The organism is Sorangium sp. So ce448 (assembly GCF_051520915.1).
GTDB classification, from domain to species: domain Bacteria; phylum Myxococcota_A; class Polyangia; order Polyangiales; family Polyangiaceae; genus Sorangium; species Sorangium cellulosum_B.
This window is the reverse complement of the sequence record NZ_CP150343.1, coordinates 2,168,367-2,192,664: the sequence shown is the minus strand read 5'-3', so window position 1 is coordinate 2,192,664 and position 24,298 is coordinate 2,168,367. Positions and strand designations below refer to the sequence as shown.

Annotated in this window: 24 protein-coding genes; 12 read left to right on the top strand and 12 right to left on the bottom strand. The window is 70.8% G+C overall.

The window, feature by feature from the left end:
* Positions 1–385 precede the first annotated feature (385 nt).
* The 5 genes from WMF45_RS08385 to WMF45_RS08365 are packed head-to-tail and all read left to right on the top strand — an operon-like array spanning position 386 to position 3,823.
* Positions 386–1,171: a TRP-like protein gene (locus tag WMF45_RS08385; protein ID WP_437716420.1), complete on the top strand. Its 786-nt coding sequence runs from the start codon at positions 386–388 to the stop codon at positions 1,169–1,171.
* On the top strand, positions 1,171–2,046 hold the full coding sequence (locus tag WMF45_RS08380) for a DUF4388 domain-containing protein (protein ID WP_437716419.1): 876 nt from the start codon (positions 1,171–1,173) through the stop codon (positions 2,044–2,046). The genes WMF45_RS08385 and WMF45_RS08380 overlap by 1 nt, the downstream gene beginning before the upstream one ends.
* Complete coding sequence (locus WMF45_RS08375; RefSeq protein WP_437716418.1) at positions 2,043–2,846, top strand: ParA family protein; 804 nt, start codon at positions 2,043–2,045, stop codon at positions 2,844–2,846. Before WMF45_RS08380 ends, WMF45_RS08375 begins: the two co-directional genes overlap by 4 nt.
* The gene (locus WMF45_RS08370) at positions 2,818–3,396 is read left to right on the top strand and encodes a hypothetical protein (RefSeq protein ID WP_437716417.1); all 579 of its coding nucleotides are present in this window, start codon (positions 2,818–2,820) and stop codon (positions 3,394–3,396) included. The genes WMF45_RS08375 and WMF45_RS08370 overlap by 29 nt, the downstream gene beginning before the upstream one ends.
* Positions 3,397–3,448: 52 nt before the next feature.
* Positions 3,449–3,823 (top strand): hypothetical protein, encoded by a 375-nt coding sequence (locus WMF45_RS08365; RefSeq protein WP_437716416.1) that lies wholly within the window; start codon positions 3,449–3,451, stop codon positions 3,821–3,823.
* A gap of 118 nt (positions 3,824–3,941) precedes the next feature.
* On the opposite strand, the gene WMF45_RS08360 is transcribed toward WMF45_RS08365, so the two are convergent.
* Positions 3,942–4,229 carry a hypothetical protein gene (locus WMF45_RS08360; protein ID WP_437716415.1) on the bottom strand — a complete coding sequence of 96 codons (288 nt, stop codon included), beginning with the start codon at positions 4,227–4,229 and terminating at the stop codon, positions 3,942–3,944.
* Positions 4,230–4,342: 113 nt separating this feature from the next.
* On the opposite strand from WMF45_RS08360, the gene WMF45_RS08355 reads away from it, so the two are divergent.
* The 4 genes from WMF45_RS08355 (at position 4,343) to WMF45_RS08340 (ending at position 8,365) form a co-directional block, all read left to right on the top strand.
* Positions 4,343–5,596, top strand: coding sequence for a GAF domain-containing sensor histidine kinase (locus tag WMF45_RS08355; protein WP_437716414.1), 1,254 nt, complete (start codon positions 4,343–4,345; stop codon positions 5,594–5,596).
* A 95-nt stretch (positions 5,597–5,691) separates the two neighbouring features.
* Positions 5,692–6,108 carry a Smr/MutS family protein gene (locus tag WMF45_RS08350; protein ID WP_437716413.1) on the top strand — a complete coding sequence of 139 codons (417 nt, stop codon included), beginning with the start codon at positions 5,692–5,694 and terminating at the stop codon, positions 6,106–6,108.
* 55 nt (positions 6,109–6,163) lie between these two features.
* Positions 6,164–7,594, top strand: coding sequence for a sigma 54-interacting transcriptional regulator (locus WMF45_RS08345; RefSeq protein WP_437716412.1), 1,431 nt, complete (start codon positions 6,164–6,166; stop codon positions 7,592–7,594).
* Positions 7,595–7,726: 132 nt separating this feature from the next.
* Positions 7,727–8,365 carry a hypothetical protein gene (locus WMF45_RS08340; protein WP_437550755.1) on the top strand — a complete coding sequence of 213 codons (639 nt, stop codon included), beginning with the start codon at positions 7,727–7,729 and terminating at the stop codon, positions 8,363–8,365.
* An 82-nt stretch (positions 8,366–8,447) separates the two neighbouring features.
* Here WMF45_RS08340 and WMF45_RS08335 read toward each other — a convergent pair whose 3' ends face one another.
* The gene (locus tag WMF45_RS08335) at positions 8,448–9,791 is read right to left on the bottom strand and encodes an MATE family efflux transporter (protein WP_437716411.1); all 1,344 of its coding nucleotides are present in this window, start codon (positions 9,789–9,791) and stop codon (positions 8,448–8,450) included.
* Positions 9,792–10,323: 532 nt separating this feature from the next.
* Here WMF45_RS08335 and WMF45_RS08330 point away from each other — a divergent pair.
* Entirely contained in the window at positions 10,324–11,820 is a 1,497-nt protein-coding gene (locus WMF45_RS08330; protein ID WP_437716410.1) for a carboxypeptidase regulatory-like domain-containing protein, read from the top strand.
* Positions 11,821–12,254: 434 nt separating this feature from the next.
* Here WMF45_RS08330 and WMF45_RS08325 read toward each other — a convergent pair whose 3' ends face one another.
* Positions 12,255–12,611: a hypothetical protein gene (locus WMF45_RS08325; protein WP_437716409.1), complete on the bottom strand. Its 357-nt coding sequence runs from the start codon at positions 12,609–12,611 to the stop codon at positions 12,255–12,257.
* Between the two features lie 40 nt (positions 12,612–12,651).
* On the opposite strand from WMF45_RS08325, the gene WMF45_RS08320 reads away from it, so the two are divergent.
* Positions 12,652–13,506: a glycoside hydrolase family 5 protein gene (locus WMF45_RS08320; RefSeq protein ID WP_437716408.1), complete on the top strand. Its 855-nt coding sequence runs from the start codon at positions 12,652–12,654 to the stop codon at positions 13,504–13,506.
* A 59-nt stretch (positions 13,507–13,565) separates the two neighbouring features.
* On the opposite strand, the gene WMF45_RS08315 is transcribed toward WMF45_RS08320, so the two are convergent.
* The 9 genes from WMF45_RS08315 to WMF45_RS08275 form a co-directional block, all read right to left on the bottom strand.
* The gene (locus tag WMF45_RS08315; RefSeq protein WP_437716407.1) at positions 13,566–13,751 is read right to left on the bottom strand and encodes a hypothetical protein; all 186 of its coding nucleotides are present in this window, start codon (positions 13,749–13,751) and stop codon (positions 13,566–13,568) included.
* 169 nt (positions 13,752–13,920) lie between these two features.
* Positions 13,921–15,594, bottom strand: a complete 1,674-nt coding sequence (locus WMF45_RS08310; RefSeq protein ID WP_437716406.1) for an AMP-binding protein — start codon at positions 15,592–15,594, stop codon at positions 13,921–13,923.
* Positions 15,591–16,535 (bottom strand): SAM-dependent methyltransferase, encoded by a 945-nt coding sequence (locus WMF45_RS08305; RefSeq protein ID WP_437550744.1) that lies wholly within the window; start codon positions 16,533–16,535, stop codon positions 15,591–15,593. The genes WMF45_RS08310 and WMF45_RS08305 overlap by 4 nt, the downstream gene beginning before the upstream one ends.
* On the bottom strand, positions 16,532–16,858 hold the full coding sequence (locus WMF45_RS08300) for an acyl carrier protein (protein WP_049876196.1): 327 nt from the start codon (positions 16,856–16,858) through the stop codon (positions 16,532–16,534). Before WMF45_RS08300 ends, WMF45_RS08305 begins: the two co-directional genes overlap by 4 nt.
* A gap of 251 nt (positions 16,859–17,109) precedes the next feature.
* Positions 17,110–18,159 (bottom strand): hypothetical protein, encoded by a 1,050-nt coding sequence (locus tag WMF45_RS08295; protein WP_437716405.1) that lies wholly within the window; start codon positions 18,157–18,159, stop codon positions 17,110–17,112.
* A 50-nt stretch (positions 18,160–18,209) separates the two neighbouring features.
* Entirely contained in the window at positions 18,210–19,286 is a 1,077-nt protein-coding gene (locus WMF45_RS08290) for a polysaccharide deacetylase family protein (protein WP_437716404.1), read from the bottom strand.
* Positions 19,279–20,127 carry a methyltransferase domain-containing protein gene (locus WMF45_RS08285; RefSeq protein WP_437716403.1) on the bottom strand — a complete coding sequence of 283 codons (849 nt, stop codon included), beginning with the start codon at positions 20,125–20,127 and terminating at the stop codon, positions 19,279–19,281. Before WMF45_RS08285 ends, WMF45_RS08290 begins: the two co-directional genes overlap by 8 nt.
* An 11-nt stretch (positions 20,128–20,138) precedes the next feature.
* Positions 20,139–20,942 (bottom strand): class I SAM-dependent methyltransferase, encoded by an 804-nt coding sequence (locus WMF45_RS08280; protein ID WP_437716402.1) that lies wholly within the window; start codon positions 20,940–20,942, stop codon positions 20,139–20,141.
* A 274-nt stretch (positions 20,943–21,216) separates the two neighbouring features.
* On the bottom strand, positions 21,217–22,206 hold the full coding sequence (locus WMF45_RS08275) for a transaldolase (protein ID WP_437716401.1): 990 nt from the start codon (positions 22,204–22,206) through the stop codon (positions 21,217–21,219).
* A 113-nt stretch (positions 22,207–22,319) separates the two neighbouring features.
* On the opposite strand from WMF45_RS08275, the gene WMF45_RS08270 reads away from it, so the two are divergent.
* Positions 22,320–24,269 carry a MutS family DNA mismatch repair protein gene (locus tag WMF45_RS08270; RefSeq protein WP_437716400.1) on the top strand — a complete coding sequence of 650 codons (1,950 nt, stop codon included), beginning with the start codon at positions 22,320–22,322 and terminating at the stop codon, positions 24,267–24,269.
* Positions 24,270–24,298: the final 29 nt, after the last annotated feature.

Here is a 24,298-nt window from a genome sequence, read left to right as displayed (position 1 = left end):
ATTCAAATTTGAAACGGCGGCCGGTGGGCGAACCGGCGCTGGGGTGCGATACGGCTTGCGACGTTCGCGATTGGCAGACGATCGATCCTGCGAGACGCCCGAGAATACGTGGCGACTCAATGGACCGAATGTGGAAGCGGGCCGCGGTCATTGCCTCGTGCCATGTCTCCCCCGCCTTCCCATGGGGCGCATGTCGCGGCTCCCCGTGTTCTGGTGGGATGCTGGCTGGTCCCACACGCGCGTACCTGAACGATGGCGAGCCCGGTATCCACGGCGCCGACCGAGGACGGCCCCCGCAAAGGTGCAGCCAAACAGCTTGAATGCCGGCGGTCGAGGCATGTAACTTGCCGGCTGTGCCGTGAAAGACCAACTCGACTCAGCTCTGATGGTGGAACCCGAGAGCCGCGCGGTCCCGAAGAGCGCGCCCATGCGGGCGGAGATCGTGCGGCTGGTCCGTGAGAAGCGCTACGAGGAGGCGCTGGCGGTGCTGTACCGGGCGCGCGCGGAGTCGCCCGGCGATCGCGAGCTGCAGGCGAGCATCGAGCGGATCAAAGAGTTCCTCGCAGGCGCCTACGCCAAGCGGCTCGGCGGCCTCGATCTGGTGGCGGGGCCCATCCCGGTGTCGGCGGGTCGCTCGCCCGACGCGCTCCTGGTGGCGCGGTACATCGACGGCTCCTCGACGTTCGACGACATCATTCAGATGTGCCCGCTCGGGCGGCTCCGCACGCTCCAGGTGCTGGTCGGCCTCTACACGGGGAGGGAGATGGCCTCGCCGTTCAGCGACCGGCCGTCGATCTCCTTCCGGCCGCAGCTGGACACATTGCCGTCCGAGGCCGGCGCCGATCCGGGGCCGCCGACCATGCCGGAGCGCGGTCTGGCGCAGCGACCGCCGGACGCTCCTCCCGCGAGCGCGCCATTTCCCCCCGCGAGCGCGCCATTTCCCCCAGCGAGCGCGCCAGCTCCCCCCGCGAGCGCGCCGTTCACGCCGCGGGTGTACGAGACCGAGGAGGATCGGCTCTACCGCGAGGCGTTCGCCCGCGGCACCGCCGCGTTCGTGCAGCGCCGCTACGACGCTGCGATCGAGGCGTTCGAGGCGTGCGCGCGCATGCGCCCGGGCGATACGGCGTCGTCGGTCATGCTGCGCCGAGTGCGGCGCGACACCGGAGGCTGATGGCCATCGTCGTGGTCGCTGTCCCCGATCTGCGCGAGCGCATGCGGTGCATCCGCGTCATCGCCGGGCAGGCGCCGGTGAGCGCCCTCGGCGCCGCGACCTGGGAGGAGCTCGATCAAGCCCTCGACGGCGTGCAGAGCGCGGAGCTCATCATCTATGCGCCGTCGCTCCCGGGTGGGCCGGAGGACGCCGTCGCGCAGCTCCTCCGCCGCACGGCGCGGCTGGTGCTCGCCGTCAACGATGGCGTGGAGGTCCCGGGAGCGGTGAGCACCACGCGGGTGACGTGGCCCATCGCCGAGGAGACGCTCATCCTCATGGCGCACGCCGCGGGCGCCCAGTCGGCGCCGATCGGGATGAACTTCGTGCCCGTCGACTTCTTGCAGATGATCTGCATGTCCGGCGAGTCGCATGTCCTCGTTGTCAGCAACGCCAGCGCCGACGTGGGGCTGATCGAGGTGCGGCGCGGCCAGGTGTGGACGGCGTTCGATGGTCTCGGCGTCGGCGAGGAGGCGTTCGCGCGGCTCATCCGCCCCGAGATGCGGGTGCGCGTCACCCCGGCCGTCGGCTCGACGAAGGAGCGCACCATCTTCAAGGACCTGGCGGAGCTGGTGCTCGACTCGCTGCGCCGGATCGACGAAGGCAGCGTGGAGGTGCCGCCGCCGATCTCGTCGAGGCGGATCGAGATCGCGCTCATCTCGCCGGAGCAGCGCGCGGCCCGCATCAAGCAGCTCAACGCCGACGCGCGGCGCCTCTTGATGGAACGCAGCTACAGCGAGGCGGCCTGCGTCCTCATCGACCTCTCGACGCTCGACCCCGCGTCCAGCCTCGTGCGCGCTAACCTGGAACAGCTACGCAAGCTCGGATACCCAAGATGACCCGATCCATCGCATTCGCCAGCCTCAAGGGCGGAGTCGGAAAGACCACCGTGGCGCTCAACTGCGCCTTCGCCTTCGCGCGCCGAGGCGCGCGGACCCTGCTCGTCGACACGGATCTGCAGGGCGCCATCGGCATGTCGCTCGACGGCGTCAGCGACCGGCCCGGCCTCGCCGCGAACCTCGCGCGAGGCGGCCCCCCGCTCGAGGGCCTGGTGAAGACCCGGCTCCCGGAGCTCAGCCTCTTGCCCATGGGCCCCGTCGACGCGCTCGATGAGGATCGCTTCGCCATCAACGCGCGCGAGGCCAACATCGTGGGGCGCATCCTGGAGCACAGCCAGCGCGACTTCGACCTCGTCCTCTTCGACACGCCGGCCGGGCTCGGCGGGATGTCGCGCATCGCGCTGGAGGAGGTGGACAGCGTCATCGCCGTCGCGCAGTGCGAGCCGCTCGCGCTGCGGGCCATGCCCCGGCTGCTCGAGCTCCTGGCGCGGCTCCGCGACATCGGCTCCGCCTGCTCCCTGCTCGGCGTGGTCGGCACCATGAGTTCGTTCCGCGATCCGGTGCTCTTGGCCTCGCTGGAGGAGCTGTGGTCCCTCTACCGCGATCAGGTCTTCGACACCGCGGTCCCGCGCGACGGCACGTTCCTCCAGGCGAGCCGCGCGGGCGTGCCGCTCGGTCTGCTCAGCCGCCGCCCTCCGGCGGTCTCCGCGGTGTTCGACAAGCTGGTGGCCGAGATCGAGGAGCGCCTGGGCTCCAACGCAGGAGGCGAGGATGACGGTCCGATCCGTCTCGTGGACTGACGCGCAGCGGGTGACCTCGCTCCTCGCGCGAGTGACCACGACGCGGTCGCGGGAGCCCGCGGCGCTCGTGACCGCCATGGGGGGAGCGCGCGCCGGCGCGCCGGGGAAGGCGGCGCCCGTGCCGGCGAAGGCCGCGCCCAAGGAGGTGAAGGCGGTGAAGGAGGTGAAGGAGGTGCCGCGCCTCGTTCAGACCTCCGACAACCCGGCCGATCGGCTCGACGTGCTCGTCGCCTGGACGCTCGATCACCACCCGTGCGTGGGCGCCTTCGTGGCCGACGACAACGGCCTCACCCTGGCGGCGCACGGTATCTCCGAGGCGCACGTGTCCCTCGTGGGCCCGCTGCTCTCGGCGCTGGTCGGCGTCCGCAGCATCCCCGGCATCGACGCCACGGCGGGCGCGCTCTGGCTGGGCGCGCAGATGATGTCCTGGGTCGAGGCGCGCACCGCGCGCGGCGGCTTCTGCCTCGGCACCGTGGGCGACGAGGCTCTCTCCACGCGGTCGTTCGAGCAGCTGAAGGAGGCGCTCGAGACGACCTTGCGCGGGCTGTAGTACATCCGGTTTTTCAATGCGGGCGCGCGCGCCCAGGAGCGACGGAAGCACGATGATCGATACCAAAGTCCTCGAGGCCGCAGTCCATGATCTCCGCAACATCCTCCGCGACGGGCTGCTGGCCACCGACATCTGGGAGCGCTCGGCGGGCCTGTCGCTCGCCGGCTTCAACCAGCAGCCGGTGGCGGTGGCCCTCTTCACGCGCATCACCGAGGAGCTGGACAGCTCGCTGCGCGACTCGAACTTCCCTCCGCTGGGGCGGTATTACCTGCTCGACATGGCGGGCAACCACACCGTGGTGGTGCTCAACCACGGGACGCTGCTCCAGGGCATGCTGGTGGACAACAAGCGGGCGAACCTGGGGATCCTCATCTCCGTGGCCATCCCGCGCATGATCGAGACCATCGCGCACGCGAGCGCGCGCTGAGCTGCTCGGCCCCCCTCACCCGCCTCGGCGCCGCTGCCTGGAAGAGCGACGCTAGTTCAACAACGGGACCGCTTCTGCGCGCGTCTCCCGGGGAGGTGAAACGATGCTGGGTGTGGCGTCAGCGCGCAGGCTCGTCGAGCAATGCGCGGACGCGCCCCTCGACCGCCGCGAACTCGGGGGTAGCGGGCTCCAGCTTGCCCCCGAGGTGCACGTGCCGCACGAGCCCCGCCCGATCGAGGAGGAAGCTGACGCTCGTGTATTGTCGATTCGGATGGCCATCCATCCACCAGCGCTTGAGCGTGCGCCAGTCCGGATCGATCGCGACCGGAAAGGTGTATTTGGCTCGTCCCTGTCGCCGGTCGCTCGCGTGGGCTCGCGCCGGAGCGGCAGCCAGCGCCGCGCACATCTACCGATCGGGCGACAGCGTCGTCATAACGCCCCAGTCCACCGTTTACCGCCGGCTCGCGCTTCCGCTGCCGAACGCACGGCGTCGAGCGGATCACGGAGCGAGAAATCAGCATGTCTGGAAAGGAAGCCTGCTCGAAGGAAGGTAGGCTGATATCGACGCTCCAGCGCTTGCTCGAGCTGCCGGCGGCCGACCTGAGGCAGTCGCTCAACCAGGCGAGTGACCTCCTCGCCGGCGCGCTCTGCGCCGACAAGATCGACATCTTCCTCTTCGACCCCAGCAGGAACACGCTGCATGCCCTGGGGACGAGCAAGACGCCCATGGGCCGGCTGCAGCGATCGCTCGGGCTCGACATCCACCCGGTCGCGAACGGCGGGTCGATCGCCCGTGTCTTCACGACCGGCGATCCTCACATCACCGGGCACTCGGAGCAGGAGCCCGGCGAGCTGCCCGGCCTGGTCCACGAGCTCGGCGTGCGGTCCCACATCGCGGTCCGGCTCGTCGTCGACGGCGAGCGGCGCGGCGTCGTCTCTGCTCACTCCGCCGCGCCGGATTTCTTCTCCGGCGAGGATCTCCGCTTCCTCAGCGCGGTCGCGCACTGGATCGGCGCCCTGACGCACCGGGCGGAGCTCGTCGAGCAGGTCACCTCCGCCGCGCTCGCGCAAGGCAGGCGCCAGGCCGCGGAGGAGCTCATCACCGTGCTGGCGCACGATCTGCGAAACTACCTGACCCCGCTCATGGGCCGCCTTGGCCTGCTCCACCGGCGCGCGGAGCTCGACGGCCGGGTCGACGACGTGCGCGACGCCGACCGGGCGACCGAGTCGGTCGCCCGGCTCAGCCAGCTCATCTCGGATCTGCTGGACGTGGGCCGCATCGAGCAGGGCCTCTTCGAGATCGCGCCTGCGCAGCTGGACCTTGTCTCGCTGGCGCGGGACATCGCCGCTGCGCTCGGGACACCCACCGTCGAGATCCGCATCGAGGCCCCCCCGGAGCTCGTCGTCGTTGCGGACAGGGATCGCCTTCGCCAGGCCCTGGAGAACCTCGTCGGCAACGCGATCAAGCACTCGCCCCCGGGAAAGTGGGTCCTCATCAAGCTCACCAGCGAGCTGGTCAAGGGGACGGAGTACGCCCACGTCGACGTCGTCGACCGCGGATCCGGCGTGCCGCCGGAGATCCTTCCCCGCATCTTCGACCGCTTCGTCACGGACGGCCATGCGTCCGGGATCGGCCTTGGGCTGTACCTGGCGAGCAGGATCGCCGCCGCCCATGGCGCCACGCTGGCCGTGAGCTCCCCTCCCGGGAGCGGAGCGACGTTCCGACTGAGCTTGCCTGCGAGCGGACCGCCCGTTCGTGGGGACGACCCGTGATCCCGCTGCGGCACCGGCGCAAACGCCCCCCGCCCCTGCAAGCGCGGCGCTCCGGCCGCGGTGGCGTGCCCCGCCGGCTCGGCTACACCGCGCCGATGCTCCGCCGGCTCCGCGAATGGCTCGACCGCGCGCTCTCGCCTCGCGCGCCCGCGCCCCCCGATCTCGCCGCGCTCGAGGCGCCCGAGGCCGGGCCCCCCGACGGAGCGCCCGAGCCGCCCGGCGACGACGACGTCGTGGTCATGCCGATCGAGGACGCGATCGACCTGCACACGTTCGCCCCGCGCGACGTCGCCTCCGTCGTCGAGGAGTACCTCCACGAGGCGCAGCTGCGCGGGTTCCGCGAGGTGCGCATCATCCACGGCCGCGGCAAGGGCGTGCAGCGCCGCGTCGTCCGGGCCGTCCTCTCGCGCCACCCGGCCGTGGACGGCTTCCGCGACGCCCCGGCCTCCCGCGGCGGGTGGGGGGCCACCGTCGTGTGGCTCAAGCCGGCGGGCGGCGACCTCTCGCCCTGAGCCGCCGGCAGGGCCGCCTCTGGACGAGCACAGGCTCACGCGTAAGATGGCGCGCATGCCGCGCCCCCCCGCCACGCCCGACGACCCCGGCCCGCCGAGCCTCGCGGCCTCCACGGAGCCCCGCATGGCGAAGGGCGAGGTGCTCGCGGTGCCCCGGATCGAGCTGTGCGTCGAGCGGGAGGCGGGCAAGCCCGCGAACCGGGCCATGGTGCTCGACGGCGATTTCATCCGCATCGGCTCCCACCAGAGCAACGACCTGGTGCTCGCCGACCGCGCCGTGTCCCGCTTCCACTGCATCCTCGAGCGCGTGAAGTCCACGTTCCGGCTGACGGACGTCGGCTCGCTCAACGGGACGACCATCGCCGGCGTCCGCGTGCGGGACGCCGACGCCATCCTGCCGGAGTGCCGCATCGAGCTCGGCGAGTCGGTCGTGCGCATCCGCGACGCCGACGCCGTCGCCGAGACCGAGCTCGCGCGCGCGGTCAGCTTCGGGGCGCTCCAGGGCGTGTCGGTCCCCATGCGGCGCCTCTTCCCCATCCTCGATCGCGTGGCGAAGAGCGCGCCCGACGTGCTGATCGAGGGCGAGAACGGCACCGGCAAGGAGGTCATCGCCACCGAGCTCGTCCAGCGCGGCGCCCGCGCCGACAAGCCGCTCGTCATCGTCGACTGCGGCGCCATCTCGCCGAGCCTCATCGAGAGCGAGCTGTTCGGCCACGTGCGCGGCTCGTTCACGGGCGCCACGCGCGACCGCGCCGGCGCCTTCGAGGAGGCCGACGGCGGCACCGTCTTCCTCGACGAGATCGGCGAGCTGCCGCTGGAGATGCAGCCGAAGCTCCTCCGCGCCCTCGCCTCGCGCGAGGTGCGCAGGCTCGGCGAGAGCCGGGTGCGCAAGGTCGATATCCGGGTGATCGCCGCCACGAACCGGCGCCTGGAGCGCGAGGTGAACAGCGGCAGGTTTCGCGAGGACCTCTATTACCGCCTCTCGGTGCTCACCGTGCGCGTCCCGCCGCTGCGGGAGCGCAAGGAGGACATCGGCCTCCTCGTCCACTGCTTCCTGAACGAGCTCGGCGCCGTCGACAAGGTGCACCTCTTCCCCCCCGAGGTCATCGAGGACATGAAGCGTTACGACTGGCCCGGCAACGTGCGAGAGCTGAGGAACTACGTCGAGCGCCGCGTCGTGCTCGGCGAGGGCGCCGCCATGGGGGCGGCGCCGCCCGAGCGCAGCGGCGCGCCGCCGGGCTCCGCGCCGCAGGGCGCCGCGCCGCCGGGCTCCGCGCCCGAGGAGCCCGCCGCGAACATCGAGATGCCCTTCAAGGAGGCGAAGGACGCGATCATCGACCAGTTCGAGCGACGCTACCTCGCCGCCCTGCTGGAGTGGTCGAACGGCAACGTGAGCCGCGCCGCGCGCAAAGCAGGGCTCGACCGGATGTACCTCCACCGCCTCCTCCAGCGCCACGGGCTGCGCCGCGCCGCCGCCCTCGACTGAGCCGCGCGCGCACGGGCCACCGCCCGTGCCGGGCCGCATCGGCGCCAGCCGGAGGCCACCACCCCTGCGATAGAAAAGGCGCAGCGGTGCTGCACATGTCACAGTCGCGTCGCAATGGCGCGATCCGTCCGTGTGCGCAACCTCGCAAAATCTCTGAATATTTCAGAAACCGATCTGCTCCTCTGGCTCGCGGAGCATGCGCCAGCGACGGAGCTCCGCCACCCCGCGGACTTCCTCCCGGCGGAGCTCGCGGGCCGGGCGCAGCAGGCGCTCGGTCGCTCCCCGCCGTCGGCTCCGGCGGAGGAGCGGGTCGAGCGCCGCTGCGCCGAGTGCGCGAAGCTGCCGCCGAAGGCCGGGCTCCGCGTTGTCGAGGTCGGCGCCGACGCCGTCTGCGACCTCTGCGGCAGCTCGGCGAACAAGCGGGCAGCGCTCGCGATGATCGGCGCGTTCCACGCGCGCGGCCTGCGGAGGCTGCTCGTGGTCGGCGGCGGGCCAGGCACGTCCGAGGACCTGCGGCAGCTGCTCGCGGGCGAGGTCGAGATCCGCATCGTGGACGGAGAGGGTCACCGCAATGCGGCGAAGGCCGACGCCGATCTCCGCTGGGCGGACGTGGTCGCGGTCTGGAGCTCGACGATCCTCTCGCACAAGGTGTCGAAGCTCTACACCGATCAGCGCGCCAGCTTCCGCGAGAAGCTCGTGACCGTCCCGAGGCGCGGCGTGGCCGCGCTGTGCATGGCCGTCACCGAGAAGGTGGGCGCGCCCGCGGGATGAGCGGCGCCCGGCCTCCCCGGCCGCCTTCCGCCGGGCGGCGCTTCACCCTGGCTCGGGGCGGTCGATCAGCGAGCGCGAGCGCTCACGCGGGGCGGCTGCTCAGCCGCACCCGGCGGAAGGTGCGCCGCGCGTGGGGCACCCAGCCCTGGAAGTGCCAGCGCGCGGCCATGACCAGCCCGCGGACCCACTCGTCGGCGGCGTAGGCGACCCAGATGCCGGCGAGCCCCCAGCCGAGGTGGACGCCGAGCAGCCAGGACAGCCCGACGGCCACGGCGAACATCGAGAAGACGCCGAACCCGACAGGGAAGCGGGCGTCGCCGGTGGCGCGGAGCCCGTTGATGACGACCAGGTTGAGCGTGCGGCCCGGCTCGACAAGGAGCGTCAGCCACAGCAGCCGGGAGCCGGTGGCTATCACCTCGGGATCGCGCGAGAAGAGGCCGAGCAGGTGGGGGCCGAGCAGCGCGGTGGCGATGACCAGGCTCACGCACACGCAGAACCCGATCGCCAGGCCGCCGCGCACCAGGCGATCGGCGCCCTGCAGATCGCCGGCGCCGATGTGGTGCCCGACCACGATCTCGGTCCCGAAGCCGATCGCCATGCCGAACAGGAGCAGGAAGTGCACGATCTGCATCGTGTACGTATGGGTGGTGAGCGCCGTCTGCCCCATGTTGGCGACCATCGCGAGGATGATCATGAAGCTGATGCGATAGACCACGTTCTCGCCCGCCCCCGGCAGGCCGATGTGCAGCATCTCGCGGAGGCGATCGGGGCGAATGCGCCAGAAATCCTCGAAGGTCGGGCGGATGCCGAGGCGCGAGATCCACAGCTGCCGGTGCATCCAGAACGAGAGCGCGCGCCCGATCACCGCGGCGACCGCGAGCCCCATCATGCCGAGCCCCGGAGCCCCGGCGACACCGAACATGAGCGGCAGGCTGAGCGCGAGCTGCACGATGTACATGACGACGATGAGGCGCAGCGTGTCGCGGGTGTAGGTGTGCGCGCGCAGCACCGAGCCCATCGAGAAATTCACCGCGTCGAACGCCAGCATCACGCCGACCGCGATCAGGTAAGGCTCCGCGATCGGGAACAGGGAAGGCGGCAGGCGCATCAGCTCGAGCAGCGGCCTCGCGCCGATCGCGATGACGACGAAGCTGAAGACGCCGAGCCAGAGATTGGCCGCGAGCGACGCCCGCGCGACATGCTCCGCGCCGGCGCGGTCCCGCGCGCCGAGATACTGGGTGACCACCACGCTCGCGCCGACGCTGACGAAGCGAAAGGTGATCATGAAGGTCAACATGATCTGGTTGGACAGCCCGTACGCGGCGGCGGCCTCGTCCGAGAGGCGGCTGACCAGCCATACGCCGAACACGCCGACGAGCATGTGCAGCAGGTTCTCGCTGAAGATGGGCCAGGTGATCTCCAGCAAACGAGGGCGAGGGAGAGCGGGTGCAGGTAGGACCGATTGCAAAGCGCCGCATCCTACTCTGCCAAGGGGCACCTCGCCATGTCGGAGCACGGCCACACGGGCGCCGTCGCGCGGTCTCGGGAAGCTCCTCGAGCTCGGCGAGGTCCGGCGATGTTCTGCGCTGTTCCCCGCTGTTCCCCGCTGTTCCCCGCTGTTCCCCGCTGTTCCCCGCTGTTCCCCGCTGTGGGGTCGCGCGGCCGCGGGGCGCGGTGGTATGCGGAACGAAGATTGGTGCCTCTGTCGCCTATCTCCTCACGATCCGCTCGATCGCACCGAAACCTAGCGAGGCAGAGCGAAACCGCGCGAAAGACACCCGACTGCCCCGCGCCGCTCCCGCCGGCGCAGACGGAGAGGAGGGCTCCCGTCAATGCACGGAAGAGCGTGTTCTCCCTCGCATCCTTGCATGGTTGTCCCTTCCCGTATCCCCGCGTATCGATTACTCTGGGAATGGCCGGAGCAGGGCACACTCGCCTCTCTGCGCCTGGAGGATCAAATGGGGATAGTGCACAGCAGCGCCCGATGGCTCCTGGCCGCGGCGGCCATGGCGCCGGCTGTCGCTGGCGGATGCTCCTGCGGCGATTCCGGCGGGACGATCGGCGTCACGTCCGGGGGCGGAGCCGACCAGAGCGCGGGGGGCGGCGGCTCCGGGGGAATCCCCTTTCTGGCGGGGAGCGGCGGGTTCCTGGCGGGGAGCGGCGGGTCAGGGGTCACGAGCGGCGGGTGCGAAGGGCTCGAGTGCCAGCAGATCGCCTGTCCAGGCGGCGGCACGACCACCGTGAGCGGCACCGTGTACGAGCCCGCGGGCAAACTCCCGCTGTACAACGTCACGGTGTACGTCCCGAACAGGGAGCTTGAGCCCATCACCGACGGCGCGAGCTGCGATCGGTGCGATGTGACGCTCTCCGGCGCTCCGATCGCGACCGCGCTGACGGACACGAACGGGCGCTTCGTGCTGGAGAACGTGCCCGTCGGGGTGGACATCCCGCTGGTCGTCCAGCTCGGCAAATGGCGGCGCCAGATCACGCTTCCGAAGGTCGAGGGGTGCGTCGACAACCCGACGGTGGACACGACGGTCCGCCTGCCGCGCAGCAAGGCGGAGGGCCACCTCCCGAAGATCGCGCTGACGACCGGCGGCTCGGACGTGCTGGAGTGCCTGCTGTACAAGATGGGAATCGACGCGTCGGAGTTCACGCCGGAGGCGGGCGACGGGCGGGTGAACCTGTTCGCCGGGCGCGCCATCGAGGGCGACAGCGCCACGAGCAGGTACCGAGACGGCCTGAACGGCGGCGTCCCCTTCTCTCTCGCGCGGGAGTTCTGGGGCTCGCTCGACAACCTGCGTCGATACGACATGGTGATCCTGTCGTGCGAAGGCTCCGAGTTCGGGGACGACAAGCCGGAGGCCGCGCTGCGAGCGATGTTCGACTACGCCTCCGCGGGAGGCCGCGTGTTCGCGTCGCACTGGCACAACACCTGGCTCCGGCTCGGGCCGGAGCGGTTCCCGGAAACGGCGGTATGGGACGAGGAGAGCGATCCCGACGACGGGCTCCCCGTGCTCGTCGACACCACGTTCCCGAAGGGCCTGGCGCTCCGGGACTGGCTCGCCAACGTGGGCGCGTCGACCGTGCCCGGGCAGATCGAGATCGACGATCCGCAGCACTGGGTCGACTCGGTGAACGAGGAGATCGCGACGCGGTGGCTCTACAACGAGGCCAACACCGCTTACGACGCGCCCGCGGGGGTCAAATACTTCACGTTCAACACGCCCATCGGCGCGCCGGAAGCAGAGCAGTGCGGCAGGTTCGTGTACACGGACATCCACGTGGCGGCGAGCGACGTCGCCGGGGCGCCCTTCCCGAGCGGCTGTGAACACCGCGGCGGGCAGATGCATGAGCTGACTGCCCAGGAGAAGGCGCTGCTCTTCATGCTGTTCGACCTGTCCGCCTGCATCGCGCCGGACGACGAGCCGCCGCCAGTGCCGGTGCCGACGTGACGAGCGCCTCGACGGCGCGGCGCTCGATGCTTGACGTTCCGGGGGCGGTCGCTCGCAATTTCCTGAGCGATATTGACGCCCTGCGCATGGATAGGCGGTTGCCCAGGGTGGTCACCCGACCACCAAGGGGAACACTGTAGCCTGCGTGGACCGGCGCGGGACGGCCCCCGCGCCCAGACCAGAGACGCAGCGCATCAGCGTCCGCTCCACGGGCTCCGCCAACTGGCATATTTTTTGCGAAATTCTGTCGCCTGCACACCACAGCTCCCTCAGATCGGCGCCCGTGAAGGCTTCGCCTTACGGTCCCGCTGAAGACCACCGGCCGCAGCTGTGACCTTCGCGCACTGACACTGTATTCCACCATACATACAGCGTGGATTTTATCCCCTCATCCGAGGCACGCAGAGGGCTTGCCATGGCGCTGAACTGCCCTTTTAATGCCGCGCCATCCGGATACTTCTCTTGGAGGACATGATGAAAAGTGTTTTGCTTCGCGGTGTGCTTGGCGGGTCGAAGTGGTCATTCGGCCTCGCGGTGGTTGCGTTGCAAGCCACCGTGCTGATCGGCTGCGGTGACGCGGGGACGGAGGACGGGGCGGGCGGCGCTGGCGGCGGCGGCGGGGCGACCTCCGCGAGCGCGACGACCTCGAGCGCCTCGACGACCTCCGCGAGCGCGACGACCTCGAGCGCCTCGACGACCTCCGCGAGCGCGACGACCTCGAGCGCCTCGACGACCGCGGCGACGACATCGGCCTCGTCCACGACGAGCGCGAGCACCGGGGGGATCCCCACGGACGGCACGCCGGTCGAGCGTCATGGCCGGCTGCGGGTCATGAACGGCAACATCGTCGGCGAGCACGGGTCCCCGGTCCAGCTCAAGGGCATGAGCCTGTTCTGGAGCCAGTGGAGCAATTACTACAACGGCAATGTCGTCAACTCGATCGCGGACAACTGGGAGGCGACCGTCGTCCGCGCCGCCATGGGCATCGAGGGCGAGGACGGGTACCTCCAGGACGCGGGCGCCCAGAAGGCCAAGGCGAAGACCATCGCCGACGCGGCGATCGCGAAGGGCATCTACGTCATCCTCGACTGGCACGATCACAACGCGCACCAGCACCTGGACCTGGCGAAGAACTACTTCCGCGAGGTGGCGCAGGCCTACAAGAACTCGCCCAACGTCATCTTCGAGGTCTTCAACGAGCCCCTCAACACGAACACCTGGCCGGCGGTGAAGTCCTACGCCGAGGCGGTGATCTCCGAGATCCGCGGCCAGGGCGCGAACAACCTGGTCATCGTCGGCTCGCCGAACTGGTCGCAGGACGTCGACATCGCCGCGGACAATCCCCTCAGCGATCAGAACGTGGCGTACACCCTCCACTTCTACGCCAACACGCACAAGGCGTCGCTGCGCGACAAGGCCCAGAAAGCCATCAACAAGAAGCTGGCGCTCTTCGTGACCGAGTGGGGGACCTGCTCCGCCGACGGCAACGGCCAGCTCAACCTCGGCGAGTCGCAGACCTGGCTCGACTTCCTGGACGCGCACAACATCAGCTGGGCCAACTGGTCGCTGGGCGACAAGGCCGAGGCGTGCTCCGCGCTCAGGCCCAACGCAAACCAGATGGGCAACTGGAACGACAACGACCTCACCGAGTCGGGCAAGTGGGTGAAGGGGAAGATGGCAGAGTGATCCCCGTAAGGGTCACCGGCCGCTCGCGCCGGTGACCCGGCCCCGACCGAGGGCGCCGCTCACCCGTGCGCTCGTTTGCTCTCCACGGACAGGGGCCGCCCGGCACAGAAGGGGCATTGTTCGTCCGAGCACCAGTCGTCGTCCTCGAGGCCGAGCGCCCGGAGCTGCTCCCGCTCCCACGCGCGCGCCTCGGGCGAAAGCGGGGCGGGACAGGTGGACTCGTGGTCTCTCAGGCTGCTCAACATGGACGGTCCCGTTCGGTTGTGCTCCGGAGAGCGATTCCGGGATCTATCGCGCACCGCCCTGCAGCGCCCGCGAAATCGGCCGTTCCCCGCCGCGTCCTCCTACACCCGAACGTTCACGTTCACACTCACGTTGGTGACGGAGGATGGAGTGGCGGGGCCGGCGCGCTCTTCAGCGAAGCCCGCCCGCGCGCAGCCGCTCAGCGACCTCCCGGCGTCGCAGCTTGCCGCTCGTCGTCTTGGGCAGCTCGCCCGGCGGGACCAGGACGACCTGGTCGACCGTGACCCCGTTCGCCCGCAGCGCCTCCCGCACGCGCTCCACGAGGCCGGGGTGCTCGGACGCCTCGGCCCGCGTCTCGGCCACCACGTAGACCGACTCGGTCTGGCGCTCCTCGACGAACAGCCCGACCGCGACAACGCACCCGGCCCGGATCCCGTCGACCCGGGAGGCGAGCTCCTCGATCACGGCGGGGATCATCGTGTGACCGCCCTTGATGATCACCTCCTTCTTCCGGCCGGTGACGAACAGCGTCCCGCGATCGATGAACCCGAGATCGCCCGTGCGCAGCCACCCGCCCACGAGCGCCTCGGCGGTCGCCTCGGGCTCGTTGAAATAGCCCTCCATCACCGTCTCCGAGCGCACCTCGATCTCCCCCACCGTGCGCTCCGGGACGGGGCTGCGCTGGGCGTCCACGATCCGGATCTCCGTGTGGGGGATCGGCCTGCCGACGCCGGCGAGCTCCAGCGAGAGGGGGCCAGGCGCGGCCTCCTCGACGCGGCCCTCGCGCTCCAATAGGCCGCGATCCACCGTGAGGGCGCGCGGCTCGGCGTAGAGGTCGGGGAACGTCACGGCGACCGTCGCCTCGGCCAGCCCGTAGACGGGGAAGAACGCCTCGATGCGGAAGCCGCACGGCGCGAACGCCGCGGCGAAGCGGCGGAGCAACGAGGGGGAGATCGGCTCGGCGCCGATCATCGCGCACCGCCACGCGCCGAGGTCGAGGCCCGCCTCGACGGCGCGGCGGGCGAGGCCGATGCAGATGGCATAGGCGCTCGGCGGCCCGAGCGAGATGACGCCCCGGATGCTCGACATCTCCGCGAGCCACGAGAACGGCCGCGTCCGGAACTCGAGCGGCGAGAGCATGTGAACGGGGAAATCGTTGAAGAGCGGGAAGAGCAGCCCGCCGACGAGGCCCATGTCGTGGTGGAGCGGCAGCCACGAGACGCCCCCCGCGCCCTCGCCGCGCACAGCGAGCCGCTGGCTCATCGCGTCGAGGTGCAGCATCAGCCGCTCGTGCGGGATCACCACGCCGCGCGGGTGCCCGGTGCTGCCGCTCGTGAGCTGGATGAGCGCGGGCCCGGGCGCGCGCTCCGGATCGGGCAGCGAGCCCGCGAGGGGCGCGTCGAGCAGCGGCTCGGCGGCGAGCTGGAGGAGGCCGTCCGCCCCCTCTTCGCCCTGCGCGAAGCCGAGCAGCGCGGACGAGACAACGAGCGCGCGCGCGCCGACGCGGGCGGCCGTCCGCCGGAGCTCGCCGAGGAACGCCGCCACGTCCGTGAGCCGGTAAGGCACCCCGACCTGGATCGGCACCGCCCCGAGCACCCAGACGCCGAAGAGGCACGGCACCGCCACCTCCACGTCCGTCACGAGCAGGAGCACGCGGTCGCCCGGGCGCACCCCCGCCGCGAGCAGGCCCGACGCCGCCGCGCACGCGCGGCGCCAGTACTCCGCCCACGACCACCCGACGAACTCGCCCTGCTGCTTGTGATAGAACCCGAATCGATCCGGCGTCGCCTCGGCGCGCGCCCTGAGCAGGCCCGCGACCGTCCGCGCAGCGAGCCCGCCGCTCACGGCGCGCGCCCCGGCTCGGGCGAGGGCGCGACGCCGAGGCGCTCGCGGCCGCCGCCCTTCGTCGCCACGATCATGTACTCGAGCGCGGTGCGGCGCGCGAAGGAGAGCCGGCCCACGGTCATGTACGTCTGGAGCAGCCGAGAGAAGCCGGGCGCGCGGGCGTCGATCCGGGCGCGGTTCGCGCGCACGTTGTCGATCCACCGGGCGACCGTGTGCACGTACGAGCTCGTGAGATCCTCGACGCGCCGGACATCGAGGCCGGCCTGCTCGATCATCCCGAGCTCCTCGGCCAGCGAGATCAGGCGGCAATAGCCGAGCGCCTCGACGAAGATGTACTGCGTCGCAGAGCTCTCCCGGTCCCCGCGGGCGCGCGCCGGGAAATAGCAGTCGGAGATGAGCAGCCTGCCGCCCGGGCGCAGCGCGGCGGCGATCTTCTGGTGGATCCGCTCGCGGTTGTGCATGTGCACGATGCTGCCCACGAAGAGCACGGCGTCGAGCGACTCGGGCGCGAGATCGATGTCCTCGATATGAGCGAGGTCGATGCGGACCCGCGAGGCGACGCCCGCCCGGTCGGCGCGGCGGAGCGCCTCCTGCCGCTGCTTGTCGCTCAGCGTGACGCCCTGAAAGCTCCCGCCTGTGCGCTCGGCGAGATAGATGAGGTTCGAGCCCCAGCCGCACCCCACGTCGAGGACGCGCTCTCCGGGGTGGATGTCGAGCTCGCGGCGGACCCAGTCGTACTTCCGCTCTTGCGCCGTCTCGAGGCTCTCGGCGGGATCGAGGAAGATGCCCGTCGCGTAGGCCAGGCGGCTGTCGAGGACCATGGAGAATATCTCCGGGTCGTTCTGGTAATGAGCGGCGACCTCCCGCCGCTCGTGCTCCCGCTGCTCCTCCGGCGTCCGGACGGCGGCCTCGCGCTCGGCGCGCGTGCGCGGGGCGGTCAAGGCGCCCCTCCCCGGCCGCCCCGCGCCGCGATCTGCGCCTCGACGAAGGCGATGACGTCGCCGACCGTGCTGATCTGCGCCTGATCGGGCGCCGCGAAATCGGGCGCCACGATCTGGAATCGCTCCTCGAGCGCGACGTTGACCTCGATGAGCGCCAGTGAATCCACGCCGAGGCCGCTCTCGAGCGACAGGTCGGGAGTCACGGCATCGACGCTCATCCCACATCGCTCTGCAATGATGGTACGGACCTCTCTGGCGATCTCCGGATCTCCACCGCCCGCCACCTGCGGCTGCTTCCGAAGCGCCGCCTCGCTCTTGTTCATCGCGCTCTCCAGTCCAGGGTTCGGCGCGCGCGACCATCAGCACGCCAGCGCGATAGATGCTCATGCCAGCGCCGGTCACGGCCGTAGCGCGACGTACCATGATCGCCAGTCGTCGTCCATGGCCGGACGAGCCCGCTCGACCGCGAGGTCAGCGCGTCGCGGGCGCGCTCGCGCGCTGCGCGCCGGAACCTGCGCGCGACAGACGCGCGAGGCCCTGCCGCGACGCCTCGCCGCGGCCCGGCGCGAGCGGCTCAATCGCCGAAATCGCCGTCGAACCCGCCGCCGTCATCGAATCCGCCGCCGTCATCGACCCCGCCGCCCTCATCGACCCCGCCGCCGTCATCACCCCACGGATCGCCGTCATCCGCCCCGTCCCCCTCGTCGCCCGCCGAGGGGTCGTCGCCGCCGCGATCCGCGCCGTTCAAGAGGTCAGGATTCTCGGCGGCCTCCTGCGCTGTGCCGAGCATCGTGCCCGCCGGGTTCACGAAGAGGACGTGTGGAGGCGTGAGCATGTGCATGAACGAGGTGATGAGCATGACGTCCAGCATCATCCCCAGCGGGCTGGGTGGGTAATAGACGACGAACGGGTCATAGCCGGGGTGCGTGGGGCTCACGGGAGGCCGCTCGGCGCCCGCGCCGTCACCCGCGCCGTCACCCGCTGGCGCGTGCACGACGCGCGCGTCGGCGTGGTGATGGTCCACGCGCGCCTCCGGCATCGTGGCCTTGAGGGCGCCCTCGACCCGCCCGACGAAGGACTCGAACTGCAGCCGCGCCGCCTCGAACAGCGCCGGATCCTTCGCCAGGGGCTCGACGCGGCGGCGGTAGTCCTCCCCGGACTCGCCGGCTCGCGGCTCGAGATCCCGCAGGCGCCCGCCGATGGAGACGAGCCCCGCCGGCTCGTCGTCGGCGTGCTCGGTGCGCGCCCGCGTCTCGATGACCAGGTGCAGCCCCGCCTCCTCGTGCTCGGCGGCGAACCTGAGCTCGCTGAACCCGCGCCCGAAGACGGCGGAATGCTCGGACAGCGCGAGCACGAGGTCGGGAAGATCGTCCGGCTTCCCGTCGGTGTCCTGGAAGATGACTGTGTCATCGATCACGAGCGAGAGGGCGTTCGTGACCCCGAGCTGGACGAGCGCCCGCCGCACCTGATCGACCACGGCGGTGGCCTCGAGCTCGACGCGCACGCGATCGGTGTCGAGATCCACCGTGGCGCCGAAGCTGCGCTTCAGCTTCTCCCAGACGGTGGGGTTGCGCTGGATGATGCTGCCCTTGAGCGAAACGTGGATCTGTCCGATGAGCCGCATACGCGCTACTTAGCACCGCGCAGGAGCCCGGCCGCCCCTGGCCGACCCGTTCAGCCGAACGTGAACCGCTGCGCCACGCGCTTGTACGCCTGCTCGACGACGCGGCGGGCGTGGTGGATCGCGTTGGAGTGGGGGAACTGCAGCGAGGGCGGCGCGCCCTCGTCGACATCGTGCGCGCCGTGCGTGGAGCCCTGCGTGGAAGACGCCGCGTCCGAGAGCCGGCGCGCGAGGGCGCCCACGGTGTCGACCTCGAAGTCCTTCGAGTTCTCGTCGAGGAAGCGGCAGAGCCCGCGGAGCCGCTCGACGTTGAGCCGGTTCGGGAAGCCGCGGCGCGCCTCCGCCGAGTCGAGGAAATAGAACTCGAACGAGTGGGTCACCAGCGTGACCTCCTTCACCCCGAGGGCGCGGTAGCGGAGGAGACAGTGCTTGATCTCGTCGAGGGTCACCGCCGTGATCTGAAGGTGCCTGAAGCGCTTCGTGGGCTCGATGAAGTTCGTGACCGGCAGCTCGTACACCCCCGGCTCGGGCGTCTCGAAGAGCCCGAGCCGCGCGCCCGGATACTGCATCTTGCAGTTCTTGCTGAAGTAGCAGGGGTTGTAGTTGCTGCTCAGCACGAGCCCCGCCCGCTTCATCGCCCGCCAGGTGTCGTTGTTCGCGCCGAAGTTGCCGGCGCGGTAGCCGAGCAGCTCGCTCGCCGGGACGCCCGCGCGCACGAGCAGGTCGCGCCCCTCGAGGAGGAGCCGCGTCTGCTCCTCGACCGGGTAGTCGGCGATGTCGTCGGAGACGCGGGGCTCGCCGCGGGTGTGCCAGTCAGCGCGCCGCTGCACCGGATGCACGTGCAGCTGCACGTCGTGGCCGCGGCCGTGGAGCGCCTGGCACACGCTCGTCAGCCCGTCCATCCCGAAGCTGTACGAGCCGATGGCCTCGACGAAGAACGTCCCGCGCTGGCCGTACGCCTCGAGCTCGCGCATGATGAGCTCGATACCGAGGGGATCGCGCTGGTTGACGAAGCGGCCCCAGATCCGGAGGTCGTAGCCCATCGCGGGAGACTTGGCATCGCCCAGGATGCGCTCCTCGGCGCACTCCACGTCCACGGTGATGTATACCCGCGTCCTCCCGTCAGCCATCGCCAGCTCCTCCCTCACCGCGTTTCTGAAGAACCATCGTGATCGTCGGGGACACGAAGCCCACGTGCATCCCGAGCGGACCGAGCAGCCGGTTCGCCGCCGAGAAGGCCATGAGCCGCGGCCCGGACAGCCCCATCTTGGCCTTCAGGTCGACGATCAGCCGGCCCCGATCCTGCTGCGAGATGTCGACATAATCGCCGAACCCGCGCCGGAGCTGCCAGGGAAATACGCTGTAGATCGACCTGCCCGGGAACAGCGGGCGCAGCACCCGAGGCACGTAGTTCATCAGGGGGCGGCGGCTGTGGCACTCGACCGGCCAGAGGCGGTTGCTCGTGCCCAGGATGACGATGAACCCCCACGGCCCGAGCACCCGATCGATCTCGCGCTGGACGGCCGGCAGGCGCTCAGGCGGGACGTACTCGAGCACGCTGTTGCAGGAGACGAGCTCGAACTCCCTGTCGGCGAACGGCATCGCTGTCGTGTCGGGGACGTGATGAACACGGATCCTGTCCGACAGCCCGTGACGGTCGGCGTTCAGCTGCGCCAGCTCGACATACATGGGGTCGACGTCGAGCGCGGTCACCTCGGCGCCCAGGGTCGCGAGCACGATCGACGTCCCGCCGAAGTGGCAGCCGAACTCGAGCACCTTCTTGCCGCGGACCGACGTGAAGAGGTCGTCGTAGGCGTGGCGGCTGCGGCGCCACTCCAGCGCCGCATACCCCCCGACCCACGGGTCGTCGGGATCCCAGCCGTGGCGCCGCGCGCTCTCGCGGAAGCGGTGATCGGCGTCTGCGTCGCGGACGGCCGGCGGGGTGGCGACGCTCTGGCTCGGTTTGCTCATCGGGGAAAGGATCAAGCGTCAGCTGTCCCTGCGGGCAGCAGGGGCGCCCGGTAGATGGCGAACAGGAAGGGCGAGAACCAGGGGTTCGTCTCGCCGGGGACCACCCGGCGCGCGATCGCCTTGAGCGGCGGGACGACCTTCCACACGACACGCCGCGCCAGGAGCGGCGTCTCGTCGTCCAGCCAGAAATCGAAGTGGCCGCCGGTGTAGCGGGCCTGGATGATCTCGGCGCCGTTGCGGCGGGCGGCGGCCTCCAGGAACGGCAGGTTCATGATGCGGGTGTTGTGGCCTTTCAGGTTCTTGCGATCGAACAGCCAGTGGAGCGCCTTCTGCCCGCCGGCGAAGTTCGGCATGCCCACGACCACGGTGCCTCCCGGCTTCACCAGCTCGAAGTGCCGATCCATCACCGCCCCGGCGTCATCGAAGTGCTCGATGAACCCGAAGGAAGCGACGATATCGAACTTCTGCTGGGGCTTCCAGCTGAAGAAATCCCCCTTCTCGATCTTGCCGACCTTGATGCCGCGCTTCCGGATCTCCTGCTCGACGACCTCCGGGTCGCAGGCGTAATCCAGGCCGTACGCGGTGAACCCCAGGCGCCCACAGAAGTCGACAAGGATACGGCCTGGTGCGCAGCCGATCTCGAAGAACGACACCCCTTCCCCGCGCGGCAGGAACGGAGCGACGTCGTCGTAGATCTCGCAGCCGCCACCCAGATCGTCGGTGCCGACGTAGCCCTTCCAATGGTTCTCCCAGTACTCCTGTGACGTGAGCTTCAACGTCGCCTCCTCCATGCCATCGCAAAAAGGGCGGCTCATGAGGAGCCTCCCGGAGAACCGCAGTCGACCACGCGCGGCGCGGGCGATCGAATGCTGCCCGAAATTCGTCCAGTTTTGACGAATCCTAGAGGACGGGCCGGCTCACATGCAAGCCGGCCCTCCGCCTTCTTCCCGCGCCTCCGTTCCTCAACGCAGGCGCACGCAGGGGCACCTACGCGGCGGGGGTCGCCGCGCCCGCGCGGCGCGCTGCGCCCGGGCCCGCTCCCCGGAGCTCCGCCGCGCGCGCGCACGTCGCGGTCGCGCGTCACCAGCGCTAGGAGGCGGCCCCCTGCTGGAGGCGCTCGCGGAGCAGGACCTCGAGCGAGGCGAGCGCCTTCGCGAAGCCGTCGATGCCCTCGCTCAGCTTGTCGCTCGCCATCCGGTCGGCGGCGTGCATCGCGCGGAACGCCGCCTCATCCATCGGGATCTTCGCGATCTGCAGGGAGCGCGCCGCGTCGGGGTCGAGCTTCCTCGGCAGGTCGCCGCGCGCGGAGGCGAGCTCCGAGAGCAGCTTCGGCGAGATCGTGAGCAGGTCGCAGCCGGCGAGCTCCTTGATCTCGTCGATGTTGCGGAAGCTCGCGCCCATCACCTCGGTCTTGTAGCCGTGCTTCTTGTAGTAGTTGTAGATCTTCGTGACCGAGACGACGCCGGGGTCCTCGGCCGGCGCGTAGCTCGTGCGGCCGGTGTCCTTCAGGTACCAGTCGAGGATGCGCCCGACGAACGGCGAGATGAGCGTCACGCCTGCCTCGGCGCACGCGATCGCCTGGTGCAGCCCGAAGAGCAGCGTGAGGTTGCAGTGGATGCCCTCCTTCTCGAGGACCTCCGCCGCACGGATGCCCTCCCACGTCGAGGCGATCTTGATGAGGACGCGCTTGCGCGAGACGCCGGCCTCCTCGTAGAGGCGCACGATGCTCCGGCCCTTCTCGATGGTCGCCTGGGTGTCGAAGGAGAGGCGCGCGTCGACCTCGGTCGAGACGCGGCCGGGGATGATCTTCAGGATGCGCAGGCCGAAATCGACGGCGAGCCGCTCGAACGCGAGGCCCACGACGTCGTCCGGCCCCTTGCCCGGGCCCGCCTCCTTCTGGCCCCAGGCGAGCGCGCCGCTCACGATGTCGGCGTACTCGGGCATCTGGGCCGCCGCCGTGATGAGCGACGGGTTCGTCGTCGCGTCCTGGGGGCGGAATTTCTCGATCGAGTTGATGTCGCCGGTGTCCGCGACGACGACGGTGTACGCCTTGAGGCGCTCCAGCAGGTTCTGGTCCATGGGCGGCATTGTACGAGCAGCCAGCCAGGACGCTTCAAAGCTTTCGTGGCCTTCGTGTGAGGACCCCCCTCCGGCTGGATGCACGGCCGGCGGTGGCCTATGGAGAGGGCCCCGTGGAGCCGCCCCCCAACGCCGTCGCCCAGCGCGTCCTGTCCGCCTACGATGATCGCCTCTCGGTCCTGCGCGCCGAGGCCGGCGCGCTCGAGCGCCGCTCGAAGACCTTCTCGCTGCTGCGCGGGGTCTCGTTCCTGGCGGCGGCCGTGGCCGGGGGGTATGCGCTCTTCGGCGACGTGCCGCGGTGGGTCACGTACGCCGCCGGGGCGGTCACCGCGGTGTTCCTCGGGCTGCTCGTCGCGCACGCGCGCCTCGTCACCCGGATGACGGAGCTCGAGCAGCGCATCGGCCTCTACGTGCGCGGCAAGCGGCGGGTCGCCGGCGATTTCGCCGATTTCCCGGAGCGCGGCGATCGGTTCGCCGCGCCGGACCACGACTACGCGGGCGATCTCGACGTGTTCGGGCAGGCGTCGCTGTTCCAGCTGCTCAACGTGGCGCAGACGGGCGAGGGCGAGGCCACGCTCGCGGCCTTCCTCGCGGAGCCCGCCCCGGCGCCCGCCGTGGCGGCGCGGCAGGAGGCGGTGCGCGAGCTCGCCGGCATCGGGGCGTTCCGGGAGGATCTCGCGGTGGTGGGCATGCAGGCGGGGGCGCGCGGGCGCGAGGCCGGCCCGCTCATCGCGTGGGCCGAGGCGCCCCCGGCGCTGCTCGGCCCGGAGGCCCGCGCGGGCGGCCTGCCGGTGAGCGCGCTCCTGACCGCGGCGAAGGTGCTCGTGCCGCTGACGCTGGCGCTGCTCGCGGCGCCGCGGTTCATCCCCGCGGAGCAGCTCGGGCTGCTCCGCCACGCCTACCTCCTGCCGCTGGCCGCCCAGATCCTCGTGCTGGTCCTGCTGCGGCCCGCGGTCGAACCGATCGTCGCCGCGGCCTCGTCGCGCGAGGCGCCGTTCGCCCGGTACCGGCCGATCCTCGCCCGCGTCGAGGAGCAGGCGTTCTCGTCGGCGCTGCTCCGCGAGCTCAAGGCCGAGCTCGCGGGGCCCTCGGGCGTGCTCGCCTCGCGGGAGATGACGGCGCTCGAGAGCCGGGTCGGCTACTCGGACCTGCGCCACAGCGGGCTCGTCCACATCGTCGCCAACCTCTTCCTGCTCTGGGACGTGTGGTGCGCGCTCGCGCTGGAGCGGTGGAAGCTGCGCGCGGGCCGGCACGTGAAGGCGTGGATGCGGACGCTCGGGCACATGGAGGCGCTCGCGAGCCTCGCGACGTTCGCGCACGAGAACCCCGACTACGCGTACCCCGACGTGAAGGACGGCGAGCCGCGCTTCGCGGCGGCGGGGCTCGGCCACCCGCTCCTGCCGCGCGACCGGCGGGTGACGAACGACGTCTCGCTGGAGGGCGCGGGCGCCGCGCTGCTCGTGACGGGGTCCAACATGTCGGGCAAGAGCACGCTGCTGCGCGCCGTCGGGGTGAACGCCGCCCTCGCCCTCGCGGGCGCGCCGGTCTGCGCGTCGTCGCTGTCGCTCTCGCCGGTCCGCGTGCGGACGAGCATGCGGATCAAGGACTCGCTCGAGCACGGCGTCTCGCACTTCTACGCCGAGCTGACCCGCCTGAAGCGCGTCGTCGACGGCGCGGACGGCGGCGAGCGGGTGCTGTTCCTGCTCGACGAGATCCTCCACGGCACGAACGCGCGGGAGCGCCAGATCGGGGCGAGGGCGGTCGTGCGGCACCTCGTCGCGCGGGGGGCCATCGGCGCGGTCTCGTCGCACGACATGGGGCTCGCCGTGCTGGAGCAGGAGACCGCGGGGCGGGTGCGCAACATGCACTTCGAGGAGCTCGTGGTCGAGGACAGGATGACCTTCGACTACAAGCTGAAGCCCGGCGTGGTGACGAGCGCGAACGCGCTGCGGCTCATGAAGATCGTCGGGATCGACGTCGACTTCGCGGAGGGCGAGCGGACGGCGCCGGCAGCGACCGCGGCGGCGATGGCAGCGACGACCGCGGCGATGGCTCGGGAATGAGCGGCGGCGACGGCGGTGACGACCGCGGC